The organism is Thiocystis violascens DSM 198, assembly GCF_000227745.2.
Classification (GTDB): domain Bacteria; phylum Pseudomonadota; class Gammaproteobacteria; order Chromatiales; family Chromatiaceae; genus Chromatium; species Chromatium violascens.
Genome location: NC_018012.1, coordinates 885,918 through 910,768, shown reverse-complemented (window position 1 = coordinate 910,768; position 24,851 = coordinate 885,918). Strand labels below are relative to the sequence as shown.

At 62.6% G+C, this 24,851-nt stretch carries 22 protein-coding genes and 1 pseudogene; 19 read left to right on the top strand and 4 right to left on the bottom strand.

Annotated features, from left to right (window positions below; genetic code table 11):
• The first annotated feature begins 56 nt into the window (after window positions 1-56).
• Complete coding sequence (gene tilS, locus THIVI_RS04105) at window positions 57-1,484, top strand: tRNA lysidine(34) synthetase TilS (RefSeq protein WP_014777367.1); 1,428 nt, start codon at window positions 57-59, stop codon at window positions 1,482-1,484.
• Here tilS and THIVI_RS04100 read toward each other — a convergent pair.
• Together THIVI_RS04100 and trxA are read right to left on the bottom strand one after the other, a co-directional pair.
• On the bottom strand, window positions 1,438-1,869 hold the full coding sequence (locus tag THIVI_RS04100) for a DUF29 domain-containing protein (protein WP_014777366.1): 432 nt from the start codon (window positions 1,867-1,869) through the stop codon (window positions 1,438-1,440). The genes tilS and THIVI_RS04100 overlap by 47 nt on opposite strands.
• Window positions 1,870-1,998: 129 nt before the next feature.
• Window positions 1,999-2,862, bottom strand: coding sequence for a thioredoxin (gene trxA / locus THIVI_RS04095; RefSeq protein WP_014777365.1), 864 nt, complete (start codon window positions 2,860-2,862; stop codon window positions 1,999-2,001).
• 135 nt (window positions 2,863-2,997) lie between these two features.
• On the opposite strand from trxA, the gene trxC reads away from it, so the two are divergent.
• The 5 genes from trxC (at window position 2,998) to tnpA (ending at window position 7,971) form a co-directional block, all read left to right on the top strand.
• Window positions 2,998-3,429: a thioredoxin TrxC gene (gene trxC, locus THIVI_RS04090; protein ID WP_014777364.1), complete on the top strand. Its 432-nt coding sequence runs from the start codon at window positions 2,998-3,000 to the stop codon at window positions 3,427-3,429.
• Window positions 3,430-3,687: 258 nt separating this feature from the next.
• A complete protein-coding gene (locus THIVI_RS04085) occupies window positions 3,688-5,847 on the top strand; it encodes a peptidoglycan-binding domain-containing protein (RefSeq protein WP_157174358.1) in 2,160 nt (719 codons plus the stop codon).
• A 19-nt stretch (window positions 5,848-5,866) separates the two neighbouring features.
• Window positions 5,867-6,046, top strand: a complete 180-nt coding sequence (locus tag THIVI_RS25040; RefSeq protein WP_169315560.1) for a hypothetical protein — start codon at window positions 5,867-5,869, stop codon at window positions 6,044-6,046.
• 469 nt (window positions 6,047-6,515) lie between these two features.
• Entirely contained in the window at window positions 6,516-7,457 is a 942-nt protein-coding gene (locus THIVI_RS04080) for a cysteine desulfurase family protein (RefSeq protein ID WP_245537373.1), read from the top strand.
• A gap of 82 nt (window positions 7,458-7,539) precedes the next feature.
• The gene (gene tnpA / locus THIVI_RS04075; RefSeq protein ID WP_014777362.1) at window positions 7,540-7,971 is read left to right on the top strand and encodes an IS200/IS605 family transposase; all 432 of its coding nucleotides are present in this window, start codon (window positions 7,540-7,542) and stop codon (window positions 7,969-7,971) included.
• Window positions 7,972-8,029: 58 nt separating this feature from the next.
• On the opposite strand, the pseudogene THIVI_RS04070 reads toward tnpA, so the two are convergent.
• Window positions 8,030-9,140: pseudogene (locus THIVI_RS04070) on the bottom strand (IS5 family transposase).
• A gap of 129 nt (window positions 9,141-9,269) precedes the next feature.
• Between THIVI_RS04070 and THIVI_RS04065 the strand changes: the two are divergent.
• The 3 genes from THIVI_RS04065 (at window position 9,270) to THIVI_RS04055 (ending at window position 13,697) form a co-directional block, all read left to right on the top strand.
• Window positions 9,270-9,530 carry a hypothetical protein gene (locus tag THIVI_RS04065; protein WP_041446819.1) on the top strand — a complete coding sequence of 87 codons (261 nt, stop codon included), beginning with the start codon at window positions 9,270-9,272 and terminating at the stop codon, window positions 9,528-9,530.
• A 457-nt stretch (window positions 9,531-9,987) separates the two neighbouring features.
• Window positions 9,988-10,887 carry a DUF4007 family protein gene (locus THIVI_RS04060; RefSeq protein ID WP_014777361.1) on the top strand — a complete coding sequence of 300 codons (900 nt, stop codon included), beginning with the start codon at window positions 9,988-9,990 and terminating at the stop codon, window positions 10,885-10,887.
• On the top strand, window positions 10,884-13,697 hold the full coding sequence (locus THIVI_RS04055; RefSeq protein WP_052314953.1) for a hypothetical protein: 2,814 nt from the start codon (window positions 10,884-10,886) through the stop codon (window positions 13,695-13,697). Before THIVI_RS04060 ends, THIVI_RS04055 begins: the two co-directional genes overlap by 4 nt.
• Window positions 13,698-14,111: 414 nt before the next feature.
• On the opposite strand, the gene THIVI_RS04050 is transcribed toward THIVI_RS04055, so the two are convergent.
• Window positions 14,112-14,729, bottom strand: a complete 618-nt coding sequence (locus tag THIVI_RS04050) for a class I SAM-dependent methyltransferase (RefSeq protein ID WP_014777360.1) — start codon at window positions 14,727-14,729, stop codon at window positions 14,112-14,114.
• A 44-nt stretch (window positions 14,730-14,773) separates the two neighbouring features.
• On the opposite strand from THIVI_RS04050, the gene THIVI_RS04045 reads away from it, so the two are divergent.
• From THIVI_RS04045 to THIVI_RS04000, 10 genes are all read left to right on the top strand, one after another.
• On the top strand, window positions 14,774-17,062 hold the full coding sequence (locus tag THIVI_RS04045) for a DEAD/DEAH box helicase (protein ID WP_014777359.1): 2,289 nt from the start codon (window positions 14,774-14,776) through the stop codon (window positions 17,060-17,062).
• Window positions 17,063-17,081: 19 nt separating this feature from the next.
• Complete coding sequence (locus THIVI_RS25285) at window positions 17,082-21,089, top strand: ATP-binding protein (RefSeq protein ID WP_014777358.1); 4,008 nt, start codon at window positions 17,082-17,084, stop codon at window positions 21,087-21,089.
• A 96-nt stretch (window positions 21,090-21,185) separates the two neighbouring features.
• Complete coding sequence (locus THIVI_RS04035) at window positions 21,186-21,410, top strand: DUF2281 domain-containing protein (RefSeq protein ID WP_014777357.1); 225 nt, start codon at window positions 21,186-21,188, stop codon at window positions 21,408-21,410.
• Between the two features lie 40 nt (window positions 21,411-21,450).
• Entirely contained in the window at window positions 21,451-21,651 is a 201-nt protein-coding gene (locus tag THIVI_RS04030) for a hypothetical protein (protein WP_014777356.1), read from the top strand.
• Complete coding sequence (locus tag THIVI_RS25280) at window positions 21,648-21,878, top strand: hypothetical protein (protein WP_014777355.1); 231 nt, start codon at window positions 21,648-21,650, stop codon at window positions 21,876-21,878. The genes THIVI_RS04030 and THIVI_RS25280 overlap by 4 nt, the downstream gene beginning before the upstream one ends.
• A gap of 10 nt (window positions 21,879-21,888) precedes the next feature.
• Complete coding sequence (locus THIVI_RS25275) at window positions 21,889-22,326, top strand: DUF4351 domain-containing protein (RefSeq protein WP_245537372.1); 438 nt, start codon at window positions 21,889-21,891, stop codon at window positions 22,324-22,326.
• Window positions 22,327-22,330: 4 nt separating this feature from the next.
• Window positions 22,331-23,278 carry a DUF4351 domain-containing protein gene (locus THIVI_RS04015; protein WP_041446817.1) on the top strand — a complete coding sequence of 316 codons (948 nt, stop codon included), beginning with the start codon at window positions 22,331-22,333 and terminating at the stop codon, window positions 23,276-23,278.
• Window positions 23,279-23,349: 71 nt separating this feature from the next.
• A complete protein-coding gene (locus THIVI_RS04010) occupies window positions 23,350-24,237 on the top strand; it encodes a hypothetical protein (protein WP_157174356.1) in 888 nt (295 codons plus the stop codon).
• Complete coding sequence (locus THIVI_RS04005; RefSeq protein WP_245537371.1) at window positions 24,212-24,478, top strand: AbrB/MazE/SpoVT family DNA-binding domain-containing protein; 267 nt, start codon at window positions 24,212-24,214, stop codon at window positions 24,476-24,478. The genes THIVI_RS04010 and THIVI_RS04005 overlap by 26 nt, the downstream gene beginning before the upstream one ends.
• Window positions 24,465-24,812 carry a type II toxin-antitoxin system PemK/MazF family toxin gene (locus THIVI_RS04000; RefSeq protein WP_014777350.1) on the top strand — a complete coding sequence of 116 codons (348 nt, stop codon included), beginning with the start codon at window positions 24,465-24,467 and terminating at the stop codon, window positions 24,810-24,812. Before THIVI_RS04005 ends, THIVI_RS04000 begins: the two co-directional genes overlap by 14 nt.
• The last annotated feature ends 39 nt before the right edge of the window (window positions 24,813-24,851 follow it).

Below are 24,851 nucleotides of genomic sequence, written 5' to 3'. Positions count from 1 at the left end.
CGCTATGCGCCGGCACCTCGCCGTCGCCGTTTCAACCACTGCCAACAGCCAACCGTATGACCCCCTTCGATCCAGGCAACCTGGCGGCGTTGCTCGCCCGCTTCCAAAACGTCTCTCGCTGCTGGATCGGCTTCAGCGGCGGCCTGGATTCCAGCGTACTCCTGTCCGCTGCCGCCAGCGTTCGCGAGCGTCTGCCCGGCGCGTTGCAGGCCGTCCATCTCGATCACGGACTCCATCCGGACTCGGCCACCTGGGCCGCCCACTGTCAATCCCAATGCGATGCCCTGGTCATCCCTCTCACCATTCGATGTCTGCATCTGCAACCCCATCCCGGCGAGAGCATCGAGGCCGTTGCCCGCGAGGCGCGCTATCGGGCCTTCTCCAGCCTGCTTGGCCCCGGCGATCTGCTGCTGGCCGCCCACAACCGTGACGACCAGGCCGAGACCCTGCTGCTTGCGCTGTTGCGCGGGAGTGGCGTTCAGGGTCTGGCCGCCATGCCCTTCGAGATGCCCTGCGGCCCCGGCCGTCTGATCCGTCCGCTGCTCGATACGACGCGGGAGACGCTGACCGCCTATGCCCAAACTCAGGGGCTCGACTGGATCGACGACCCCAGCAATCGGGTGACGTCGCTGGATCGCAACTATCTCCGGCATCGGGTACTGCCCGTCCTGCGCGAACGCTGGCCGGCGCTCGCGACGACGCTCTCGCGCAGCGCCAGCCATTGCGCCGAGGCGGCCGAACTAACCGACCGACTCGCCGCCCAAACTCTGGACGGTCTCGGCGGCGCGCATCCCGGCACGCTCGACATCCCCGGCCTTGTGCGCATCGACCGCGTGCTTCAGAAGTCGGTCCTGCGGCTGTGGCTCAGGCGTCGTGGCTTCGTCGTGCCGGACACCCGGCACCTTCGGCGCATCCTGGATGAAATCCTGACGGCCCGCGCGGACGCCAATCCGCTGGTCGCCTGGTCCGGCTGCGAGATCCGACGTTACCGCCGGGATCTGTTCGCCCTGCCGCCGCTGCCCGCTCCGCCGTCACCGGCCAGCGCCATCAACTGGTCCGTCGGCGAGGAAATGACGACCCTGGAACTGCCGTCCGGTCTGGGCCGGCTGGAATGGCATCCAACGGCCAAAGGTGATCGTCTCTCGGTCATAAAAGGCGACGAGACCGGGCAAAAGACGCTCAAGGTACGCTTCGGTCTGACCGGATTGAACTGCCGGAGACCCGCCGACAGTCATACCCGTTCGTTAAAAAAGCTGTATCAGACGCTCGGCATTCCGGTCTGGTGGCGACCCTACATCCCGCTGGTGTTCGACGGCGATACACTGATCGCCATCGCCGATGTCTGCCATTGCCGGGAGCGGGACGCGGGCGTCGAAACGATGGGCGAACTGCGTTGGCGGGGGACTTTCCGCGAGAAATCCGCATCGCTGGACGCGGTTACTCTGTCGGGAAAAATGCCGGATCCAGGGTTTCTTCCAGCGTGAAGGGGGCCTCCGACGGAAACGTCGACTCATCGAATCGCGTCTCGTCGGTGGCCAGAATGCGCGCCTTGGCATACGCCCTGACGCACAACTCCGCCAATTCAGGCTTGAGTCCGGGGTTATCGCCGAGCAGGTCGGCCACTTCGATGCGCTGGATTCGGATGGTTCGCCGCCAACTGTTTCCCTGTCGTTCCGGTTGATAACGCCACTTCAGCAGATGCGCTAACAGCACCGCCAGCCGGTTGACGAGTTCGCGCCGCTCCCTTGCCCCCATGCTGTCGAGTTCTCCAATCAGGTTGGCGGTATCCAATTCGCCGAACTGACCGGCTCGGAGCAACTCGGCCTGCCGGCGCGTCCAGGTATAGAAATCCGATTCGTGCAATGGCATGGGCATGTCGGACCACTTTTTTGAAATTCGGGAGAACTGAAATCGCTTAAACCGCGCCCCCTCCGTCAGTCGCAGAGGCTGCCGAGGTTGTTCCAATCCAAAAACAGTGCTTGCCCCGCTGGGCGCGGTTTAATAGAGGATATTCATCATCCTGGCCCGATACCGGGCAACCAGATCGCCGCTGCCGCCAAGCAGATCGAACACCGCCAGCATGCCCCGGCGCCCGGCGTCATCCTCGAAGGCGCGGTCGCGCTTCATCAATTCCAGCAGATGTTCGAGCGCGCCCGCATAGTCGCCGCGCAGCACCTGATGGGCGGCGAGCTGATAACGGGCTTCGCTATCTTTGGGATCGGTGGTGAGTCGGGCCGTCAGCTCCGCCTCGGGCGGGGCGTTTTCGAGGGCGTCGACAAACCGCAATTGTCCACGCAGCGCGAGCGCCTCCGGATCATTGGCCAACTCGATCGGAAGTCCGGCGAGCAGGGTTCGGGCCTTCGCAATCTCGCCCTGCGCGACGGCGAGCTGTAACTCGGCGAGCGGAAGACGGAGATTATTGGGATCCTCGGCGCGGGCTTCCTCGATCAGCGAGCGAGCCTCGGCGAATTCGCCGACGGCCATCCGATCCAGTGCCAACGTCAACAATCCATTCGACGCCTGCGGGAGGTGACGGTCGAGAAACTCACGGACCTGCGACTCCGGCAGGGCGCCCATGAACTGATCCACCGCGCGTCCGGACTGGAACAACTGCACCGTCGGCAGGCTACGGATGCCGAATTGGGCCGCCAGCGCCTGTTCTTCCTCGGTATTGACCTTCGCCAGGAGAAACCGGCCGCCATACTCCTCGGCCAGCTTGGCGAGCATGGGCATCAGCATGCGGCAGGGCGCGCACCAGTCGGCCCAGAAATCGACCAGCACCGGGCGCTCGAACGAGCCGTCGAGGACGACGGACTGAAAATTTTGCGCGGTGACGGTCACAACAAAGGCGGATTGAGTCATGATTGAGAAACTTCGATGCTTGGAAAGCGGATACGTCGACCGAAAATAGCCATCGAGTCAAGTCGATTCAAGTTTTTCTTCGCCAATGCCGCGCGATTTCAGCGAGCGTTGGCATGGCGCCGGGGAATTTTCGTGATGTCCGATGATGTGCATGTTGTTTGTCCCGCCTGCGATGCGGTCAACCGGGTTGCCAGCCATCGTCTGGGTGCGGGCGCCAAGTGCGGCAAGTGCCATGGGCCGTTGTTCACTGGAAAACCGCTGGCGCTCGACGAGGCCCGCTTCGCCCGTCATCTCGCGCGCAGCGATCTTCCGTTGCTGGTCGATTTCTGGGCGCCCTGGTGTGGCCCCTGCCGCATGATGGCGCCGGCCTTCGAGTCCGCCGCCGCCAAACTGGAGCCGGCGATGCGGCTGATCAAGATCAACACCGAGGAGGCTCAAAGTCTGTCGGCGCGGCTGGGGATTCGCAGCATTCCGACCCTGGCCCTGTTCCGCGGCGGCGCCGAGGTCGCGCGTCAGGCTGGCGCACTGGACGCGAACGGCATTGTTGCTTGGGCGCGGCGGGGGTAGCAAGGGGCAAGGGGCAAAAGGGGCAAGGGGCAAGGGGCAAGGGGGGCCGAAGGATTTCCCGTTCGTCCTGAGTTTATCGAAGGACGAACGGGAAATCCTTCGGCCCCGGGCCTGAATCTGCTCATGACCCACCCCGAACGCCTTCAAACTCACTCCGAACGCCTTTATGCCACCTTTGCCCTGATTTCTCGGCAGAGAAGGCGAAACGATCAGGCTCAAACCGAGAATGGCGACGCGGAATTTCAGGGGTCAGAGACGATGACACGGAAACGATACTTCGACGGCTGTGTCGGGGTCGCGGTTTGCCTCCTTGCGACGGCCGGGGCGTGGGCGGACGATCCGCCACCAGTGCCCACCGTCGCGCCTCCGGTGGACGAACGTCCGTTCGAGGACGCGCTGGCGGCCTATCGGAATCTCTCCGCGAGCCAATCCCGCAACCATGACCGCGCGCAGGACATTACGCCCCGCCAGATGCTCATTCTGCTGGAAGTCTGCGAGCGCACCGGGGCCAGCCTGGGGCAGGCGCTCGCCACCGGAGAGCACGAAAGCGCCCACACCTGGAACGATTACATCCGCCCCCCCTTGCGCAACGGTACTCTGGGGGCGGCGACCGGAGTCTGGCAGTTCATGCCCGGCACCTTCCATCGTATCGTCCAGCGGTTCGGCGCGCGACTGCTGACCGCGAGCGAGGCCGAGACGACGACCGGCCGCGAGCGTCTGGATCTGGGGGATGGCCCTTTCTCCGATGAGCAGGTGCGCCGTTTGATTCAGGAAACCGTGGACGGTCGGCGCGGCGCGAACGACGAGGAACTCCAACTCCTGCGTCACAATTTCGCGGTGCTGGCCTTCGCGAAATACTATTTGAGCCTGGACTCGGGGGCCACCACCCCGGAAGAAGACTATCTCTATCACTTTCTCGGGGCCGGAGAGGGGCGGCGGGTGTTGGCACTGGCACGAGGGGATGCACGCGATACCCTGTGCGTGAAACCGGTCGAGGAGCCGACTCCGCTGGTCGATACTCCGCCAGCGCTGGTCACGACCGACGCCCGCGAGCCTGAGCTGATTGCCGCGGCGATTCTCCGGGCCAGGTCGCTGGCGGCTGCCGAACCCAGTCTGCAAGCGGACTTCGCTCCACTGGCACCATCGCGCCCGTTGCCCCAGTGGCGATTCGACGCACCATTGCAGCGACCCGAATACGGCCCTTCGGTGACGGTGCGCGAACGGAACGCGGACCCTTTGGGAGTCCCGCGGCCCTCCATCGAACCCGCGATCTGGTTCCCCGTGGAGCCCGTGGAACCCGAGATGCCACCGCCGGTGTCGTCGCAGTGGGGATTGCCCGCCGACTCTCCCGTCGTGACCGGCAATCTTGGAATGTTCTACCGCGACGGCAAGGGCCAGAGCCAGCCCTATACCTGGGCCGAGTTCATGGAGCATCTGGCCCGTCGTGTCCGGGCCAAAGACCAGCCAGCGCTGGTGCGGGCCAAATACGGCGTCGGTTTCGCGCTGCCGGGAGGCGATCTGCCGGAACGGACCTTCGACCCCGAGCAGACGTCGCCGGCCGCCGCGTTTTACCACGCGATCAGTGGCGACCTCTTACTCCCCGAGGCACTGGCGCTCGGCCCGCTCGATCCGGCGGAAACCCGGCAGTACAAGCGCCGCCTCGCCGCTCTGCTGAACCAGGGTGAGGACCAGCCGCTGGAGACGCTGCCGCCGGAGGCGGTGTCCGCGCTGCGTCACCTGACGCTGCTGCCCCCGAACGGACCCGATCTTGGCGCCACTCCTTTCGAGGTAGAGCGGGCGCTGCGTGCGTTCCGCGCGCGGGTCGGCAAGCAGGAGCCGGACGACCCGGCGCATCGCAACCGTCTGATGCCCGCCGAGCGGATCGCACTGGAAATCTACGAGCAGCGCCTTGCCCGATACGCCGCCTTGCAGGCCGGTCAACAGGCGGCGCTGAACGACGCCGCCGACCTGAACCGTCTCCGAGAGATGCCGACCGGGTGGCGCAAGACCGCCGCCCCGCGCATTGCGATCCTGCAAACCACGCTCGCCGAGCAGGGACTGCTCAAGCCGCTGACCCGGAAAGTCGTCTGGCGCGACAAGAAGCGCAAAAAGCATGTGAGCCATCAGACAGTCCCGTTCACGGGCTTTCCGGGCCAGGCAACGGAGGCGGCGCTCGACGCCTTTCAGTGGCGCAATGGCCTGCGCAAAACGCAGGGTGTGCTCGACGGCGTCACCTTAGCCATGCTCGGTCTGCCGCCGATGGGTCTGGACCTCTTTCTTCCTCCCGCCGGTCCTCAGTGCGCCATCGACGTATCGACCGAGACCGCGCCCCTGTGCGAGCGCCCGATCCAGAAACGCCCAGGCGAGATCGACGCTCTCCGCGCGCGTGGGGCGCGTGCGCTTCCGGCATGGTGGTAGAGCGTGTTTTTCGGATGAGGTGAAACGCGACCTGGCACGGTTGGCGGGCGTTTTCTTTTTTGGGTTGAAGACGTTCGTGTTGAGCCTTTCGTCCTTTCCTGAAGCCGTTCGTGGTGAGGCACTCGCCCTTCCTGAAGCCGTTCGTGGTGAGGCACTCGCCCTTCCTGAAGCCGTTCGTGGTGAGGCACTCGAACCATGAACGGCTTCACGCGCCGAGTTCCGGATTTCCCGTCCATCTCATTCGACTAGGCTCATGACAGGCTTCGAGAGCCTCAGGACGAACGGGAAATCCTCCGGCCCATCCCTTGTCCCTTGCTCCTTATCCCTCCTCAACCCCTTGCCCCTTCGACAAGCCTGTTCGCCCCTCGCAGGGAGCGAAACTGAAACACTCGCGGCTCGAAACACTGTCGAACTCGCTCCCCAAGGTGTTATCCTGATCCGCGCCATGGCGTGGCGATCGATCAAATTTCCCGCGCCGAAAGGGTAGGGTAGCAATGGAGACTACGTCGTTTACGGAGAAAGTACCATCAGATGCTTCCGCCGGAAACCATCGCCGCCATCGGGTAGCAATGGAGACTACGTCGTTTACGGAGAAAGTACGTCGTGATGCAAAAGGCAGGAACCGGATTCAGGCCATGCCAAGCATTTTTCATGCGGGAGGAGTGGCCTTGAACGTTCCCCCTAACCCACTGTATTTCGATACCGCCGCCAGCACGCCCATCGCGCCGGAGGTGCTGGCGCGCATGGTCGAGTACCTGCAGGGCGTTGACGCAAATCCCTCGTCAACGGCTCACAGGCCCGGACAGGCCGCCGCTGCGGTCGTGTCCGCCGCCCGCGCCGAGATCGCCGCCGAACTCGGCTGCGAACCCGACGAGGTGATATTTACCTCCGGCGCCACCGAAGCCAACAATCTGGCCCTGCAGGGCGTGGCGCGCGCCCATGCCGACCAGGGCCGGCATTTGATAACCTCGGCCATCGAGCACAAATCCGTCCTGGCCTGCTGCGCCGCCCTCGAATGCGACGGCTTCGAGATCACCCGTCTTCCGCCCAACCGCGCCGGCTGGATCGAACCCGAGACGGTGCGGCAGGTTGTGCGGCCCGACACCCTGCTCATCTCCATCCAGCACATCAACAACGAAACCGGCGTCCTGCAGCCCATCGAGGAGATCGCGGCGCTGGCGTCCGAGGTCGGCGTGCTGCTGCATGTCGACGCCGCGCAATCCGCCGGAAAATTCGCCATCGATCTTGATAAGACTCCCATCGATCTGCTCGCACTCTCGGCCCATAAATTCCACGGACCCAAGGGGATCGGTTGTCTGATCGTCCGTAACCGTCGTCAGCTCCGGCTACAACCCCTGATGTATGGCGGCGGGCAGGAATTCGGCCTGCGCCCCGGCACACTCCCGACGCATCAGATCATCGGCCTGAGTCGCGCACTGACATTGGCGGCTCGCCGTCGGCAGACCGATCTGACGTGGGTTGCGGAATTGAAGCGCCAGTTTCTGGAACAGCTCGCCGCCCATCTGACGTATCGGGTACACGGCGATCCCGCGCGGAGTTCGCCCTACATCGTTAATAAAATGAGAAATCCCCCGGCTTTGCCGGGGTGACAGTAGCAGTTTGACATTTCCGGGAGTCCATCGGGGACACTCCGCAGCGTGAGCCGCCAAGCACACGACTGAGGAGAGTCCGATGGACGCATTTGAAAGCCTAAGCCACTCCAAGTGGGAGTGTAAATATCCTGTTGTCTTCATTCCGAAGTGCCGTCGCCGCGTGTTGTATGGGCAGTTGCGCACGCATCTTGGGGAGGTCTTCCACAAGCTGGCGAGGCAGCGCGAAAGCGTGATCGAGGAAGGGCATTTGATGGCGGATCATGTGCATATGCTGATTGCGATTCCGCCCAAGTACGCCGTGTCCCAGGTGGTGGGCTACATCAAGGGTAAGAGTGCCATCCACCTGGCGCGGGTCTACGGAGAGCGTCAGCGCAACTTTCGGGGACAGCATTTCTGGGCACGCGGGTATTTTGTGTCGACGGTCGGTCGGGATGAAGCAACGATCCGTGCGTACATTCAGCACCAAGAGCGCGAGGACAAGCGACTCGACCAGCTCAATCTGTGGGACTGATTTGCCGCCTTTAGGCGGCCCAAGAACCGTGGGGCCGCGTTAGAGGGTGTAGACAAAATCAAACCGTTGTGGTCAACCGCCGCAGCAGGATGCGCGCCTCCGCCAGCCAAACCCAGGTTTCGGAGACCGCTGGCAGACGGTCATGATGCATGATCAATCGACGGGCACGCTCATTCCACGCATGGGTGCGCTCGACAACCCAGCGCTTCGGCAGCGGAACGAAGCCGTCGGCGTTGGCGATCACCACTCGGTCAGGCGCCCCGTCCACGTGCCAGGAGCCAACGCTTTTTGTTGGCTGGATGGCGCACGACTTCCACGCGGATCGCGTGGGTCTGCTCGGTGGTTTGGGCAAATTGACCGGCGTAGGCGCTATCGACAAACAGCGTGTTGATCTGGGGGTACTTGGCGGCCGCGTCAGCGACGGCGCCCGAGGCGGCATCGCGGTCCTGAAGATTGGCCGCGACCACGCTCACCGCCAACACGAACCCCAAGGTATCGACCACCAGGCTGCGCTTGCGCCCCTTGACCTGCTTGCCCGCATCAAAGCCGCTCGGTCCACCCTGCGGCGAGCCGCGGGTCGATTGCGCATCCAGCACCGCCGCCGTCGGCGCGATCTCACGCCCCTCGCGTTCGCGCCATTGCCCCCGCAGTCGATCATGCATCTGCTCAAACTTCCCAGCCGCACTCCAACGGCGAAACGTCTTGTAGACATTCTGCCAAGGCGCGAAATCGTGCGGCAGCATCCGCCACGCGCACCCCGTGCGCACCACGTAGCAACACGCCTCCAGGATGCTCCGGCGCGACACGCGGGGCGGTTGACCCCGCCCGCCCGGCATCTCAAAGAGAGCGGCGACCAAGTCCCACTCCGCATCGGTCAGACAACTTGGGTAGCTTTGGTCGGGGTCGTGGCGACGATGCGCATCCGTATACCCATACCGACGCGGCGTTGCGCGCGCTTGCGCCTCGAGACCACTCTCGCCCCGGAGGCGCGTGACGCCCGCCTCCCGCAAGGACTTGCGAATCGTTGCTTCATGAGCCTCGATTCCCGTCCGTGCCGCGAGTTCCCGGGCAATCTCTGACAGCGTGGAGGTCGGGCGATCCGTGACAATTTGACGCAATACCGCTTGCTCCGCCTCGTGAATCTTGGGGGGACGACCAGCTTTCGACATCAGCGCACACCAGCTCAGTTGTAGACTGGTATACAAATAGCAGCTCAATTATTTTTGTCTACACCCTCTTAGCGACCCCTTGCCGCTTTGAGCGGCTCACGAATTCAAAGCCCCCGGCTCTGCCGGGGGATGGTTACTCTCTCCATCGATGGGATCGGCAGCGATGCATTGATTAATCAGCTTGCGCCCGACCTCGCTATCGCCTCCGGGTCCGCCTGTGCCTCCGGCACCGTCGAATCGTCCTCCGTTTTGCGGGCGATGGGCGTGAACGGCGCCGCTTTAAATGGCGCGGTTCGCGTCAGTTTTAGCCGTCATCAGACCGACGATGAAGTCTCCGCCGTAGTCAACCGCATGGTCGCGGCGGTGCAGCGCATGCGCGCGCTGGCGTAGAGCACACGTTCGTGGTGACATGGCCGCCGTTCGTGGCGACATGGCCTCCGTTCGTCCTTCGATAAACTCAGGACGAACGGAAACTCGGTCAAGGCTGCGACAAGGCTCTCCTGGGCGAAGCCGAAGAGATCAGGACGAACGGAAACTCGGTCAAGGCTGCGACAAGGCTCTCCTGGGCGAAGTCGAAGGGCTCAGGACGAACGGAAACTCGGTCAAGGCTGCGACAAGGCTCTCCTGAGCGAAGCCGAAGAGATCAGGACGAACGGAAACTCGGTCAAGGCTGCGACAAGGCTCTTCTGAGCGAAGCCGAAGGGCTCAGGACGAACGGAACATCGCTCAAATCTTTCCCGAAAATCGCCTAATGACAGTCGATCCCAGACGGCGATTCCAGACAATTCCAGGGCGCAAGGCAGCCCCCCATGCACCGACAACCCCCAGCGCACTGGACGCCATTTCATTGAAGCTCAATCGCGATAAGACCGCCTTCGGGCGCCACGAGACCTTTCCACTGCGCTACGGCTGGTTGACCAAGGGATTCGAGACCATCCAGAAAACCCCGGACCTGTTCACCCGTCCCGAGCAGGCCATGGTGGATCTGGGCGTTGGCCGCAACATGGCGAACGCCATTCAGTATTGGCTGCAAGTCACCGGCATCGTCGAATTCGCCGACGGCATCGGCACGCCCACCGAACTCGGCGAGGTCTTGCTGGGCGAGACGGGCGATCGTTATCTCGAAGACGAGGCCACGCTCTGGATCATCCACTGGCTGATTGCCTCCAACCCCGAGATGGCGACCGGCTTTTTCTGGTTCTTCGACCGCTTCGCCATGCCGCGCTTTCAGGAGCAGGAGGCGCTGCAAGCCTTGAGCGAATTCGTCGCGAAAGAACTCAAGGCGCGCCGCTCGCACAGCACCCTGAAATCCGACATCTCCACCCTGCTGCGCATGTATGCGCCCCAGGTCGAGCGCGGCGACGATCACCTGGATTCCCCGCTCGCGCATCTGCAACTCATCGAGGTCGACGCCGGGCGCCAGTACCGCAGTCCGCGCCTGCTCCGCGCCTTTCTGCCGCCCGTCGCCCTGCATTTCGCCCTCGCGCAACGCTTCCGGGCCGATCCCGATCAGCCGGCGCTGCCCATCCGATCCCTGCTCCAGGGCGGCGACCAATGGGCCGCGCCGGGGGCGATCTTTCGGCTCAGCGAGGAAGGGCTGATGCACAGCCTTGGACAGCTCATGGAGCTTTACCCTCAGAGTTACGAACTGCGCGATACCGCCGGCGTCCATCAGCTCTACCGCCCCGACGTGCTCGCAGACCCGCTCGACCTGCTCCGCGCGCACTACGGGAGCCAGACGGCATGACAACCCTGGACCAACGCATTCGTATTCAGGGCGCCTATACCCGCTCGATCAACCTGCCGCGCGACTGCGACCGCCTGGAACTGATTCAAGCCTATCTGCCCACCTCGCGGGCGCTTCAGGCGCTCGCCCAGATTCTCGACGGACTGGAGCAGGAGACCGGCGGACGCGCCCAGGCGCTCATCGGCCCCTACGGCACGGGGAAATCCGCGTTCGGACTCTTCCTGTCCGCGCTCGTGAACACGGAGCAGACGCCCACCCATCAGGCTGCGCTCGCCATCCTGCGCACGCATAGCCCGCCGTTGGCCGACCGCTTTCAGCACGCATTGAAAGGCGCGCGCGGATTTTTGACGATCCAAATCAACGGCATCCCCGACTCGCTGACGCGCCAGTTTCTGCTGGCGCTCGGCGCGGCGGCCCAAAAACGCAGCTTGGGCTCGCTGCTGATCAAGGAGATTTTCGACGCCGCCGAACCGGGCCATCCGATGGATCGCGTGCTGACCCTGATCCGGCGCGTGCAGCGCGTGTGGTCGCAGCAAGGCGGCGACGGACTCCTGATCGAGATCGACGAACTCGGCAAATTTCTCGAATACGAGTCCTATCACCCCCAGCACCGCGAGATCCATCTGCTGCAATTGCTGGCCGAGCAGGCGCAGGAACCGAGCGCCGCGCCGCTGCATCTGGTGGTCATGCTCCATCAAGCCTTCGAGCACTACAGCCACCGCCTGAGCAAAACGCTGCGCGAGGAGTGGCAAAAGATCCAGGGTCGCTTTGGCGCGATCGCCTTTCTCGAACCCGCCGAGCAGGCCCTGCGCATCGTCGCCGCCGCCTTCGCGCGCGAGGGCGACCTGACCGCCGACCTGACCGACCAACTGGCGAGCGCGACCGCCACGCTCGACGCCGAGGGCGCGCTCCCGCTGGGGCTCGAACCGGCGCAGGCGCGGCGGCTGTTCGCGCGCTGTTATCCGCTGCACCCCTTGACCCTGCTGATCCTGCCGGTCCTCTGTCAAAAAGTGGCGCAGAACGAGCGCACCCTGTTTTCCTACCTGGGCAGCCGCGAGCCCTTCGGACTGACCGAACGACTCGGCACGCTTTCCATGGGCGACTGGATCGAGCCCTGGGAGCTGTACGACTATTTCATCCTCAACCAGACCGCCGGCTTCTCCGACCCGCTCACCGCTCATCGCTGGGTCGAAGTCATCACCGCGCTCGAACGCTTCGACGCCACGCCCGACGATGCCGCCGTCAAGCTCCTGAAAACCCTCGGCCTGCTCAACCTGATCGGCGCGCAACGCGGACTCAAGGCCAGCCCGCCGCTGCTCGCCAACCTCTTCGGCGACGCGCTCGACAGTCTGCTGGCACGGCTCGAAGCCGCCTCGATCATCCAGTTCCGCCACTACAGCCAGGAATACCGCGTCTGGGCCGGCAGCGATTTCGACCTGCGAGGCGCGCTCCAGGAAGCCATCGCCGAACAGATCAACCTGCCGCTGGTCGACATCCTCAATCGCATCGCGCCCTTCAAGCCCATCGTCGCGCGCCGCTCCACCATCCTCACCGGCGCACTGCGCAGCTTCCTCCCGACCTTTATCGCCCGCGACCGCTGGCCGCCCACGGCGGAGGAGGGCGGCGAATTGCGTCTCTGGTTCTATCTGGCCGAGGAGCACGAAGATGCGCCGCTGGACGACATGCCCGCCCGCGCGGTCGTCGCGCGCTGCGGGTTCACCGACAGCCTCCGCGAAGCCGTCGTCGAATGGATGGCCTTGCAGGAACTGCCCAAGCGACACGCCGCGCTCCATCAAGACCCCGTCGCCCAGCGCGAGCATCGCGCCTGGCTCGCGCATGCCGAGCGAGAAACCGCCCAACTCATTCGCACCCTGTTGGACGCGCCCGAGACCCTGACCTGGTTCTGGGGCGGCGACGAACGCCCGGTGCGCGACCGGCGCGATCTCCAGCGCCAGCTCTCGCAGTGGGTCGACACCCGCTGTTATCCGCAAGCGCCGCGCCTGCGCAACGAGCTGATCAACCGCGATCAGCCCTCGGCCAGCGCCAATACCGGACGCAAACGACTGCTCGCGGCCATGCTGAACGCCGCCGACCAGCCCGATCTCGGGATCGCCAAGACCCCGGCGGAAAAGAGCCTCTATCTCTCGGTCTTGAAAGAAAGCGGCCTGCATCGCGAGGTGGACGGACGTTTCGGCTTCCATCCGCCGCCGGCGTCCGATCCCTGCCGGTTGCGCCCGCTGTGGCAGGCGATTACCGACATGCTCGGCGAATCGGGCGGCGCTCACGTCGCCCTGACCGCGCTCCATGACCGGCTGCAACGCCCGCCCTATGGCGCCAAACTGGGACCGCTGCCGGTGCTGATCGTCGCCTATCTGCTGGCCAGCCGGCGCGAGGTCGCGCTCTATCAGGAAGGCGTCTTCTGCGACGCACTGACCATCGAGCAGGTCGAACTGCTGTGCCGCCGACCGGCGTTGTTCGCGCTCGAACGCTTCGCGATCACCGGCCTGCGCGGCGAACTCTTCGACCGCTACATCCGCTCGGTCGTCGGTCAGGTGCGCCCGGATGCCACGCTGCTCGCCCGCTTGTGCGCTTTATCGCCGATCTGCCCGACTACAGCCTGCATTGCGCCGGACTCAGCCCGGAGTCCGAGCGCGTGCGCGCCGCCTTCCGGCAGGCCCGCAGCCCCGGCGTCCTACTGTTCGACGCCTTGCCCGCCGCCTGCGGCTTCACAGCGGAAACCTTCGCCACTGACGATCCCACGCTCGCCGAGCGCTTCATCCAGACCTTGGTCAAGGCGCTCCACGAGCTGAAAAACGCCTATCCCGCGCTGCTCGACGGCTGGCGGCAACAACTCGGCACCGCCTTACTGGAAACCGACACCGTCAGCCTGAGCGATCTGCGCCTCGCCGTGATCGAACGCTATCGCGGCCTGGACCGCTATACCCCCGACCGCATGGGACTGGGCGCGCTGATCCGGCGTCTCAGCGATCCGGCGCAGCGGACCGATGACGCCTGGCTGGAATCGGTCGCGACCCTGATCGGCAAGTCGCCGCCGGCCAAATGGCGCGAGGAAACGCGGCTCGCCGCCGAATTGCGACTGCATGAACTCAGCGCCCAACTCCGGGATCTCGAAAAGCTACGGCTCGCCATGCCCGACGCCACGCGCCTGCAACCAACTTCAGGACGCCCGGTGTGTCATGCTCGCTCGGGCTGATGAGATTTTTTCAATCTTGGTGCGACAACACGCCAGGAGACAGCAAGACATTGAGCCACTGCTCATCGGATCGACCTGGTCGCCGGTCATGGGTAATCCAAATTTCGATTGGCGCCAAAACGCCAGTATCATGCAACAGGCTCTTCAGACTGGCTGCGTTAAAATCCGAGAAATGCCGCCCATGATGGAAACGCTCGCCCTGCCCGTACTTGAACGAGGCATAGAGGACGCCGCCTGCTCGGAGCGCCCGCGCCATCCGGCGCAGAACGTCGGGTAGTTCAGTCATCTTGACGTGTAGCAGGCTTGCACAAGCCCAGATGGCATCGAATTCACATCGCCAGTCCAACGCCTGAAAGCTCAGGCAGTGAACGGACTGCCCAAGCTCAAGGCTTGCCAGATGCACCATCCGGGGCGAGGCATCGAACGCCGTCACGCGAAAGCCCAGATCGAGGAAGGCGCGCGAATCCCGTCCCGAACCGCATCCCGCATCGAGGATGTGCCCGTCAGCGGGAATCCGTGCCAGGAAAGGCGCATACAGCGAATGCATGTCGATTGCTCGCGTTTCGGTCACGAACGTCTCGGCGTTGACTTCATAAAACTGCCGCGTGGGATCGGGGTTTGCTGTCATATACTGAACGCTCCGGCGCGCTCGCAACCGCAATCAGGATGGGAATGAACCTTCAAAACGACCGCAGCGCCCAGTCCAGCGGTGCCGAGGATCTCTTCGTCGACCTCTTCGCGCAGGTCTTTGGTTTCGAGAAAACGCAACTCCTGGTCCCTGAATATCCCGTGCGTGACTTGCTGGGCAACTCACGCTTCATCGATTTTGCGATCAAAAGCGCCGCGCGCAAGATCGCTTTCGAGATCGATGGACCGTCGCACTATGGGGGAATGGAATTCTCCGTCTTGACCTATGAGGATGACCTGCTGCGGCAGAACAGTCTGATTCATGACGAATGGCAAGTGTACCGCTGGACGGATCGTCAGCTCGCCCACGAACCTGATGCCGTCAAGGAGCAACTGGCGTTCTTTCTGGCCGGCATTCCCGGCCTGCTGAGTCTCGACGATTTTCTACCCAAGCAATCCGGGGCGGCTTCGAGTCTCGATCTGCGCACCCACCAGCAGGAGGCGCTGGACTGGCTGGCGACGATTCGGGTCCAGGGACACACCCTCGCGCTTCTGGACCATGCCACAGGATCCGGCAAGACGTTCGCGGCCATCCGCGATGCGCAACGCTTCGGTCCGCGTGTGCTCTACGTCGCGCATACCCGGGATCTGATCGAGCAGACGGCTGCCGAATTCCGCGCGCACTGGCCCGAAGTCACGCACGGACGTCTGTTGGGGGGCATCGAGGAAACCGATTGCGACGTGTTGTGCGCAACCATTCAATCGATTTCCAGACGTCTGAGCGACTTCGCCCCCGATGCCTTCCGTTATCTCATCATCGACGAAGCGCATCATGCCGCTGCCGAAAGTTACCGCACGCTGTTGGGATACTTTCAGCCGTCGTTTACTCTTGGCTTGACCGCGACCCCGGAGCGCCCGGACGGTAAGCCGATCCTGGAACTGTTTCGCGATGCGGCTCACCGGCTGTCGTTGCAGGAGGCGATCCAGCGCGGCGAATTGGTGCCGATCCGTTGTGTCCGGGTCAAGACCAACGTCGATCTGTCGCGCGTGCGCTTCAACGAGGTCCAGTACAACCGCCGCGATCTGGAGCAGACGCTGTTGGTTCCAGCGCGCGATCAACTCATCGTCGATACCTATCTGGAGCATGTCAAGGGACGCAAAGGCGTGGCCTTCTGCGTGAATGTGCGTCATGGCGAGGAGTTGGCGGCCCTGTTTCGTCAGCATGGCGTCGCCGCGCGCGCGGTTTCCGGCGTCATGCCCAACGCCGAACGCGAAAAGGTGCTCAAGCAATACGCGCTCGGGCAACTTCGGATGCTCTGCGCCTGCGACATCCTGAACGAAGGTTGGGATTGTCCGGACGTGGAAGTGTTGCTGATGGCGCGTCCGACTCTTTCCCGGATCATCTATATGCAACAGTTAGGACGCGGGACGCGGAAATCGCCCGGCAAGGAAAGTTTGCTCGTGTTCGATTTCGTCGACAATCCAGGACGTTACAACGCCTCGTTCAACATTCATCGTCTGACCGGAACCAAGCACTATCGAAAGGGTGGCCTGGTCGTGGCGCCCGACGCGGATCTGGAGCGGGAGCGAGCGCTCTTCGAGCGTGGCGAAGCGCCACCCATTGTGCTCAATCTGGGGCTCTGGGCGGAAGACTATGAAGAAGTCGACCTGTTCAACTGGCAGACGGCGGCTCGGGACATGCTCACCGTGAGCGAACTGGAAAGTCGGCTTGGGGTCGCCGAGACCTTTTTTTGGCGCAAGGTCCAGACCGGCGAACTGCAACCCGATCACCGGCTTGAGATTGGCCAGCGGACTTATAGCTATTTCCGCAAGGACCGCCTTGACGAGATCCGCCAACAGTTTGGCATCGAGCCGGTCACGGCCGATACGATCCACAAGCGTTTCATGGACTTCTGCGAGGATATGGACATGAATGCCTCCTATAAGCCGGTCTTTCTGCGGGCACTGTTCGCTTCCGTTGACGCAGAGGGAACCGCCGACATCGAAAGTTTGTCGCGATCCTTTCGCGATTTCTATGCCGCACGTTCCGCCGATGGCCAATTCGTCGAACGGGCGAAGATGCGCATGTCTCGCATACAGGATCTCTCGGATGCCGATGTGCAACTCCTCATGCTGCAAAAGCCCTTTCGTCAGTTCGCGCAGCGCGGCTACCTGTCTTATGGGCGGGACGTTGCCCGCGTGCGTTTCGACAAACGTTTGTGGCGATGCTTGAGCGACGACGACCGTCGGCGGCTTGGGGACATCGCAGACGCAAATATTTGGAGCTATTACACAAAGCATGACCCGGATGCAGGGGGTACGCCCTCATCATAATTCATGGCATGCCTTGTCGATGTCGAGCCGATCCGTCGCTATCCGTTTACGGGAGCAGTGGGAAAAGAAGGTTCCGCTGACGCTCGCGTTCGACCCCGATACCATCAAACTCGGTCGGAGCAAGGCCCGGCCCTATGTGCGCTTTGACGTGACCGTCAGCGCCGAGGCTGGAGAACGCACGCTTACCAAGCCGTATCAATGGGCGTTCGAGTCGACCCATCCGGAGCGGGTCCGCTATCAGAGCGCGATGGCCGTGCGGAAGTGTTGGGATGAGTGCGCCACCGCGCCGAACCTGCTCCCGGTCTTCCAGTTGCCGACGGTCAATATGACCGCGCTCTATTATGCCGCCGATGAAGAAGAGGCGAATCGTCTCGTCAACCAGGCACTGTCCGAGTTGAAGCTGGTCAATCTGCTGGATGGTCTGGCACCCAATTTACTGGATCCAAGCTTGTGGCTGGCGACTAAGCAGTTGGCCGAGGCTTATCGAAAGTGGCTGGGGGCTTGTGTCGATCTGGGGTTTTATCATGCCAATCGAGACGGTTTTTTACCGCTGCTGACCGTCTATGTGGCGTTGGCCGAGCGGGTGCTGGATGTCAAGGTGAGCGGAAGCGCCGAACTGCTGCGCCGGTTTTATAAGGCATTTCTGCTCGTTGACGAGAGTCTCGCGCCGAATCATGGTTTTCTGCGTTCGGCGGTTGCCTGGGGAATCGGTCCGTCCGTGCTGGAGTTGACGCATGCGCGGACGCGGTTTTTATGCGACGGCTTTCCGGAGGTCGCGGCGGATCTGGCATTGGGACGGGACGCCGATGCATCATTCCAGAAGTTGCTGAATCTGGCGGAAATCCACCGTCCGCTGGCGGGTCTGGTGGTGGATGCGCAGGCCAATCTATCGGCCAAGATCAAGTCGTTCGGTCTGCTGCATTATCTCGGCGAAGCGCCCAATGTGGAAAAAAGCCTGGCGGTGCAGACCCTGCTGCGCGAGGACGCCAGCGATGCCGACGAAAAGGTCAACGAGCTGGTCCGTCCGCGCGACGAGAGCGTGATCGTGGCGCAGATACTGAACGATTATTTGCGGCTTTTTCCCTTTGCCGAGGATGGTTTGCGTCTTCTCGCGCTGCATGTCGAGGAGTTGAGCATCATCCTGTCCGGCGTCGATCGCTTTCTGCGCGACTATCTGAAGCGAACCTCCGCGGACTGGCCGGCATTTCATTGCGAACTGATGGTGTATACGACATCCGCGTCTCCCATGGCGATGGAAAACCGCCTGATGGCCTGGCGCGACGATCTCATGACGCGCTATCGCGAGCGCGGGCGTCCGCTGGTGCTGGCGGTGGGTCATCGTTTTGCGCCGACGCGCGCCACGATGCTCGACTTGGTGCAACAGGAACCGCGCCGGTATGACATCGCCTTTCTGTTCCGTTTCCTGGCGGGCGAGCTGACTGGCGATGTGGAGCCGGCGTCGCCCTTCGAGTTCGATTTAAACTCGAACAATCTCAGTCCCTTTCCGATCTGCGAATACCCGCGCCCGATTCAGCCTGGCGCCGCCTTGCTGCGCCAGAGTCTGTTGAGCAATCGGCGCCTGCATATCCAGACCCGGCATGCCGATCTGTCGGCGCGGTTGCGCCATCCGCAAGATACCCATGCCGATCATCTGATTTTCGGCCGCATCAATTTCGAGCCCTGGTGTCCGCTGATCGAGTGTCTGCACCAAAAGGCCCATTGGGTGGCCTGTATCGATCCCTTTGTCGATCAGCGGCTGTTACGCACCGCCGAACGGCAGACGCGGCGGAAGATCGTCGGATTCACGTCTGGATTGGGCGCCTCCGGCGAGTTGAATCTGTCGATCTCGACCGAGCAGGATACCTTGGCGCAACTCGCCGAACTGGTGCGCGGCGAGTTGATCGAACTGCTGCCGTTTCAGCCCGCGAGCGGTTTTGCGACGATGGCGGCCAGCGTGGTCGAAGAATCCGAGGAGATTATCGGGCTGTCCGCGTTGCGAGCGGCGGTCGGAGAGGGCGAGCGGATTCGGGAACTGGTCGGATTCGCGGCCATTCGCCGTCTTCTGGCGACGCCGGACGCCCAGATGTCGCAGTTGCTGCCGGTGGATTCATTGCTGCATTGGTTTGCCGGAAGCGACACGGTGCATCGCCCGGATCTGTTGCAGTTGTCGTTGAGTCTGCGCGAAGGCGACGTGCCGCTGATCCGGGCGATGGTGATCGAGTGCAAGCTGGCGCAACAAAACTCCGAGCATCTGTCGAAGGCGGTCTTGCAGGTGCAGGATGGCTTGAGTCATCTGACGCAGCTTCTGGCGCCGAATCGCCGCGATCTTGCGCGGGTGAGTTTTGACCGGCGCTACTGGTGGGCGCAGTTGCAGCGCGCGATGACCTCGCGAACCGTTGTCAACCTGTCTGAATATGAGTGGCGCAAGCTCGACAAGGCGCTTGAGCAGATCACCGAGGGTTATTTCGAGATCGCCTGGCAGGCCGCCATCTTTACCTTCTGGACCAATGCCGAGGGGCCAGCGCCGGTATTAACGCCGATGGCGCTGCCGGCTGGCGTGGTTGCGGAGCCGTTGCGGGTGCCGGAGGGATTCGCGATCTGGCATGTGGCCTTGGGACATGATGGGCTGGTGAGTGTGTTCGATGAGACCAAGGCGCCGGCGGCTTTGGTATTGGATGAGACGGCGATTCATGTGCGGCCGGGGGGCGTCAATGGGCCTGAGATCATTGACCGGATCGAGCCAGAGCCTGTCGATCCTTCGCCTTCTCCTGATCCAGGGAAGATGGATCCGGTGCCGCCGGTTGTTGTGCCGCTACCAGTGATCGAGCCACCGCCCACGCCGATTGTTGTGTTACCGCCGGTTGTCGATCCGACACCGATTGTCGTGCCTCCGGTACCGACGGTTCCGGAGAAACTGCTGATTGGGACGCGCGCGAATGGCGATCCTGTGTATTGGCATTATGGGCATCCCAACCTGCCGAATCGGCATCTGCTGATTTTTGGTGCTTCCGGCTCCGGCAAGACCTACGGCATTCAGTGTCTACTGGCTGAAATGGCGGCGCAGCGGCTCCATTCGCTGATTCTCGACTACACCGACGGGTTTCTGCCGAAGCAAATCGAAGCGCGCTTCGATGTCGTCGCGAAGCCGAAAAATCATTTTGTCGTGACGGATAAATTGCCGCTGAATCCCTTCCGCCAGCAGGAATATACGATCGATCCGTCGATTCCACGAATCAAGGAAAGTCCCTATCAAGTCGCGTCGCGGGTGGCGAGCATCTTCATTTCGGTCTACGAGAGTATCGGCGATCAGCAAAAAGCGGCCTTGATGCGGGTGCTGGAGGAAGGGATTGCCGAGGATGTTCAATTCACGTTCGATAAGCTGCTGTCGCGTCTGCGTGAGGACAGTCAGTATGGCGAGAGTCTGGCGAGCAAGCTGGAGCCATTGATCAAGTCGCAACCCTTCCGCGAGGGCGCGGAATCGGCATGGGAGGGGATGCTGTCGGCGACCGATCATTGGGTGGACGTGCTTCAGCTCAAGGGTTTGGGGCGCGATGTGCAGAAGCTCGTGACCGAATTCGCGCTGTGGGATCTCTATGATTTTGCGTGCAATAACGGCAGCAAGAATCGCCCGATTCCAGTCGTGTTGGACGAGATTCAGAATCTCGACCATAGCAGCGATTCGCCGATCGACAAGATGTTGAGCGAGGGGCGCAAATTCGGGCTGTCGTTGCTGCTGGCGACCCAGACGACGAGCCAGTTCGATCAAGAGGGTCGGGATCGTCTCTTTCAGGCCGGGCACAAGCTCTTTTTCAAGCCCGCCGATACCGAGGTCGACCGATTCGCCACGCTCCTGAGCCAGTCGACCGGCGAGTCCAAGGCGGAGTGGCGGCAACGCCTGACGGCCTTGCAAAAGGGTCAATGCTGGTCGCTGGGGCCAGTGCTGACATCGGCCGGAAAACTTCAGGAAAAACCTATTTTGGTCTCGGTGACGCCGCTGGAACAGCGTCAGCTTGGGCCGGGTGTTTGATCATGCGGGGACGGGAGGATAGTCACAACGGACGCAATCTGGGTACGCGCTTTTCCAACAGTCACCTAAAACATCAGTCAAGACGGGCTGAACCCCATGACTATCGCCGAACGTATTTATGAAATCGTGAAGAAAATGCCGGAAGATCAAGCCGCCGAAGTGCTCGATTTCGTGGAGTTTTTACAGGCGAAACGCGCGACGCCACCGCCAAGGATGCCTGCGGAACAAGCCAGAATACTGCGTGCCGAATGGCAAGCCCTCGTCGCGTCACAGCCCCTGCAAACGGAGAGCGCCGAAGACATGGCGAATCGGGGCGTGTGACCATTCCAACCGATTGCTCGCGCGACACGAGAACTCCGCCATGCCCATCGACTTTGATCAGGACAAGCTGCAAGACCGACCCATTGATGACGATCTGCTAGGTCAGCGCCCGATTGGTTTGGCCAAGGGGATGTTCGAGGTTCCCGCGAGCTTTTTCGAGCCGCTGCCGGATGATTTGCTGGATGCCGTTCGAGGGGTATCGCCTTTCTGGGCAATTGTTGAACGGAAAATGAAGCAATGACACACGTCACCATCACGCTGGAAGATCAGGTTGTCCAAGACCTGCACGCGCGCGCCCGGACGGAAGGTCTGAATGTCGAGGAATGGATCGAACGCCTGGTGCGTCGGCATGTTCACCCGGAGTGGCCAGAGAGTGTGCGGACATTGGTTGGCGCTTGGCCCGATGCGCCCACGGTGGAAGAACTGCGTCAGAGTCACGGACAGGATCTTGCGCGGGAGCCTTGGTAAATCAGCAAACGTGCGGGAATGCGGGAATGCGCCCGACCGCTACGCCGCCAAATGGCGTCTGGCCCGCCTGCTCTATGAGCACGACTGGGACCGGCAACGCATCATCGACCTGTTCAGCGTGATCGATTGGATGATGGCGCTGCCCGACGAGTTGCAACGCACGCTGTGGAATGAACTTGAGGAACTGGAGAGGACAAAACGCATGCCTTACATCACTTCAGTCGAACGCTTCGGGATCGAGAAGGGGATCCGAATTGGCGAACAGCGCGGCGAACAGCGCGGCGAGCAGCGCGGCGCGGCAAATCTGTTGCTCCGGTTGATCGAACGCCGTTTCGGACCACCGGACGCGGCGACGCGCGAACGCATCCGCGCGAGCGATCCCGACACCTTGCTCAATTGGTCCGAGCGCATCCTGGATGCCAAAACCCTCGACGAGGTGCTGCATTGAGACGATGCGCGACGACCCCGCCACGCCAATCGATGACTACGACAGCCCCTGGAAAGCGGCGGTCACGCACGCCTTTCCCGAGTTCATGGGGTTCTACTTTCCGCGCGCCGCCGCCGAGATCGACTGGGCGCGGGGCTATGACTTTCTCGACCAGGAACTCGCGCAGGTGGTGCGCGACGGCGAATTGGGCCGGCGTCTGCTCGACCGGCTGGTACGAGTGCAAACCCGCGACGGCGACGAGCAATGGGTCTACGTCCATATCGAGATTCAGGGCCAGCGGGATCCCGACTTTGCCGAGCGGCTGTTTGTCTACAATTATCGTTTGTACGACCGCTATCGTCGGCCCGTGGCCACGTTGGCGCTGCTGGCCGACGCCAGCCCCGGCTGGAAGCCGCGCGGTTTCCGCTACCGGCGTTTCGGCTGTCATGTCGCCATCCGTTTTCCGGTCGCCAAGCTGATGGACTACCGCACGCGTCTCGACGACCTGTTGACCGGGGCGAATCCCTTCGCCCTGGTCACCGCCGCGCACCTGCTGACCCAGCAAACGCGCGGGAACGCACCGGACCGCTACGCCGCCAAATGGCGTCTGGCCCGTCTGCTCTATGAGCGCGACTGGGACCGGCAACGCATCATCGACCTGTTCAGCGTGATCGATTGGATGATGGCGCTGCCCGACGAGTTGCAACGCACGCTGTGGAATGAACTTGAGGAACTGGAGAGGAAACAACACATGCCCTACATCACTTCGGTGGAACGCTTCGGGATTGAAAAGGGAGTCCAGATTGGCGAGCAGCGCGGCGCGGCAAATCTGTTGCTCCGGTTGATCGAACGCCGTTTCGGACCACCGGACGAGGCGACGCGCGAACGCATCCGCGCGAGCGATCCCGACACCCTACTCAATTGGTCCGAGCGCATTCTGGATGCCAAAACCCTCGACGAGGTGCTGCATTGAGACACCAGCCAGAGGCGCCCCCAGGTTTGTCCCCCGACGTTCGGGCCGGGGACAGCCGGCGGTGTTCTGATGTGTCCAGCGCCAGCGGACTCGACGGCGATCCGCTGCCGTTGAATTTCCCGCAAACCTTTCTCCCTGATCGGCGCTTGCTGGGGCGGTTGATGGCCTTCGCCGCCGCCGATGGGCGCGGCGATAAGGAGACGATCGGCGCCGCGACCGGCATTCCGACCGGCAAGAGCACGGGTAAGGTCGAGCCGATGATCCGCTATGCCCAGGGCATGGGGCTGATCCGGGCCGCGAAAACCGATGGGGTCTGGCGCTTGAGTCCGACCCTGTTGGGGCAGGTGGTGCGGCGGGAGGATCCCTTTCTCAGCGAGCCGGTGAGTCTCTGGATGCTGCATCTGCTGCTGTCGCGACGGTGCGGACGCACGCTGCCGGCGGTGGGCGTGGCCGATGCCTGGTTCGCGCTCTTTGCCGAGGGTCGGTTTCGGCCCGAGCAGCGGTTCGCGTACTCGGATTATCTCGATTTCCTCATCGCCCGCCATGGCGAGAAGGGCTATCTCAAGCCGCTGTCGACGCTGGCGCCACGGATGTATCTGGAAGACAGCAGCTTCGAGGCGATCGGCGCGCTCACGGTGGAAGGGACGGCGTCGGAACCCCGACTAGCGCGGGCGGCGGCTCCTGTCGAGACGCGCTTTTTCCCAGCCTATGCCGCCTATCTTTTTCTCGTGTGGGACGATCAATTTGGCGGCGACCGGCAATTGATCTTCCAGGAATTCGCGCGCGAGACCCGTTTGCTCGCCGTGCTGGGCTGGAGCAATGTGCAGGCACGGCGCTGGCTGGAGTGGATGGTCGACCGGGGGCTGGTGCAGATCGATCGCTATACGGGCGATCCGGTGCTGCTGCGGTTGAAGGAGACGGGGGAGGTGGTGAATGCGCTTTATCGCGAATTGGTTTGATGCAAACTTTGTACGAGGAGACGCCATGCTTACCAGCAAACTCACCGATCAGGCCCAGACGACAATCCCTCAGCCCGTGCGGGCCGCGCTTCACTTGGCTGAAGGCGACGAAATCGCCTACGTCATTGAGGGTGACAGGGTCGTGCTGACCAAAGCGAGCGTGGTGACACGCGATGATCCGTTCGCGACCTTCGGCGAATGGAATAGCGAAGCGGATCAACGCGCCTATGCCAATCTTTAACCCCTGGGACATCGTCAAGGTTCCTTTTCCATACACTAATCGGCCGGTGCAGCAGCGGCGCCCCGCGCTCGTCGTGTCTACCGGAGAGCATCTGCTGTGGGTGCTCATGATCACGAGTGCCGAGAATCGTGGATGGCCAGGGGACGTGGATGTGGACAATTTGATGTCAGCGGGATTGCCGAGCGCGTCGGTGGTGCGCACGGCGAAGATCGCGACGATCGAGGCACGCAGCGCGGAGCCCCTCGGAAATTTATCATCCGCGGTTGCTCGCTCCGAGGTTGCGCGTCATCTGCGGATGGCCTTGGCGGTGATCCTCGCTGAACCGCTCTCCTGAACGGGTCGGCCTGCTCAATGAGCCGCGCCTGTTTCCATG

What these genes read in the sequence shown, in the direction of transcription:
- tilS (WP_014777367.1), top strand. Translation starts at nt 57, where the DNA reads ATGACCCCCTTCGATCCAGGCAACCTGGCGGCGTTGCTCGCCCGCTTC.
- THIVI_RS04100 (WP_014777366.1), bottom strand. Translation starts at nt 1,869, where the DNA reads ATGCCATTGCACGAATCGGATTTCTATACCTGGACGCGCCGGCAGGCC.
- trxA (WP_014777365.1), bottom strand. Translation starts at nt 2,862, where the DNA reads ATGACTCAATCCGCCTTTGTTGTGACCGTCACCGCGCAAAATTTTCAG.
- trxC (WP_014777364.1), top strand. Translation starts at nt 2,998, where the DNA reads ATGTCCGATGATGTGCATGTTGTTTGTCCCGCCTGCGATGCGGTCAAC.
- THIVI_RS04085 (WP_157174358.1), top strand. Translation starts at nt 3,688, where the DNA reads ATGACACGGAAACGATACTTCGACGGCTGTGTCGGGGTCGCGGTTTGC.
- tnpA (WP_014777362.1), top strand. Translation starts at nt 7,540, where the DNA reads ATGGACGCATTTGAAAGCCTAAGCCACTCCAAGTGGGAGTGTAAATAT.
- THIVI_RS04065 (WP_041446819.1), top strand. Translation starts at nt 9,270, where the DNA reads ATGGTTACTCTCTCCATCGATGGGATCGGCAGCGATGCATTGATTAAT.
- THIVI_RS04055 (WP_052314953.1), top strand. Translation starts at nt 10,884, where the DNA reads ATGACAACCCTGGACCAACGCATTCGTATTCAGGGCGCCTATACCCGC.
- THIVI_RS04050 (WP_014777360.1), bottom strand. Translation starts at nt 14,729, where the DNA reads ATGACAGCAAACCCCGATCCCACGCGGCAGTTTTATGAAGTCAACGCC.
- THIVI_RS04045 (WP_014777359.1), top strand. Translation starts at nt 14,774, where the DNA reads ATGAACCTTCAAAACGACCGCAGCGCCCAGTCCAGCGGTGCCGAGGAT.
- THIVI_RS25285 (WP_014777358.1), top strand. Translation starts at nt 17,082, where the DNA reads ATGTCGAGCCGATCCGTCGCTATCCGTTTACGGGAGCAGTGGGAAAAG.
- THIVI_RS04035 (WP_014777357.1), top strand. Translation starts at nt 21,186, where the DNA reads ATGACTATCGCCGAACGTATTTATGAAATCGTGAAGAAAATGCCGGAA.
- THIVI_RS04030 (WP_014777356.1), top strand. Translation starts at nt 21,451, where the DNA reads ATGCCCATCGACTTTGATCAGGACAAGCTGCAAGACCGACCCATTGAT.
- THIVI_RS25280 (WP_014777355.1), top strand. Translation starts at nt 21,648, where the DNA reads ATGACACACGTCACCATCACGCTGGAAGATCAGGTTGTCCAAGACCTG.
- THIVI_RS04015 (WP_041446817.1), top strand. Translation starts at nt 22,331, where the DNA reads ATGCGCGACGACCCCGCCACGCCAATCGATGACTACGACAGCCCCTGG.
- THIVI_RS04005 (WP_245537371.1), top strand. Translation starts at nt 24,212, where the DNA reads ATGCGCTTTATCGCGAATTGGTTTGATGCAAACTTTGTACGAGGAGAC.
- THIVI_RS04000 (WP_014777350.1), top strand. Translation starts at nt 24,465, where the DNA reads ATGCCAATCTTTAACCCCTGGGACATCGTCAAGGTTCCTTTTCCATAC.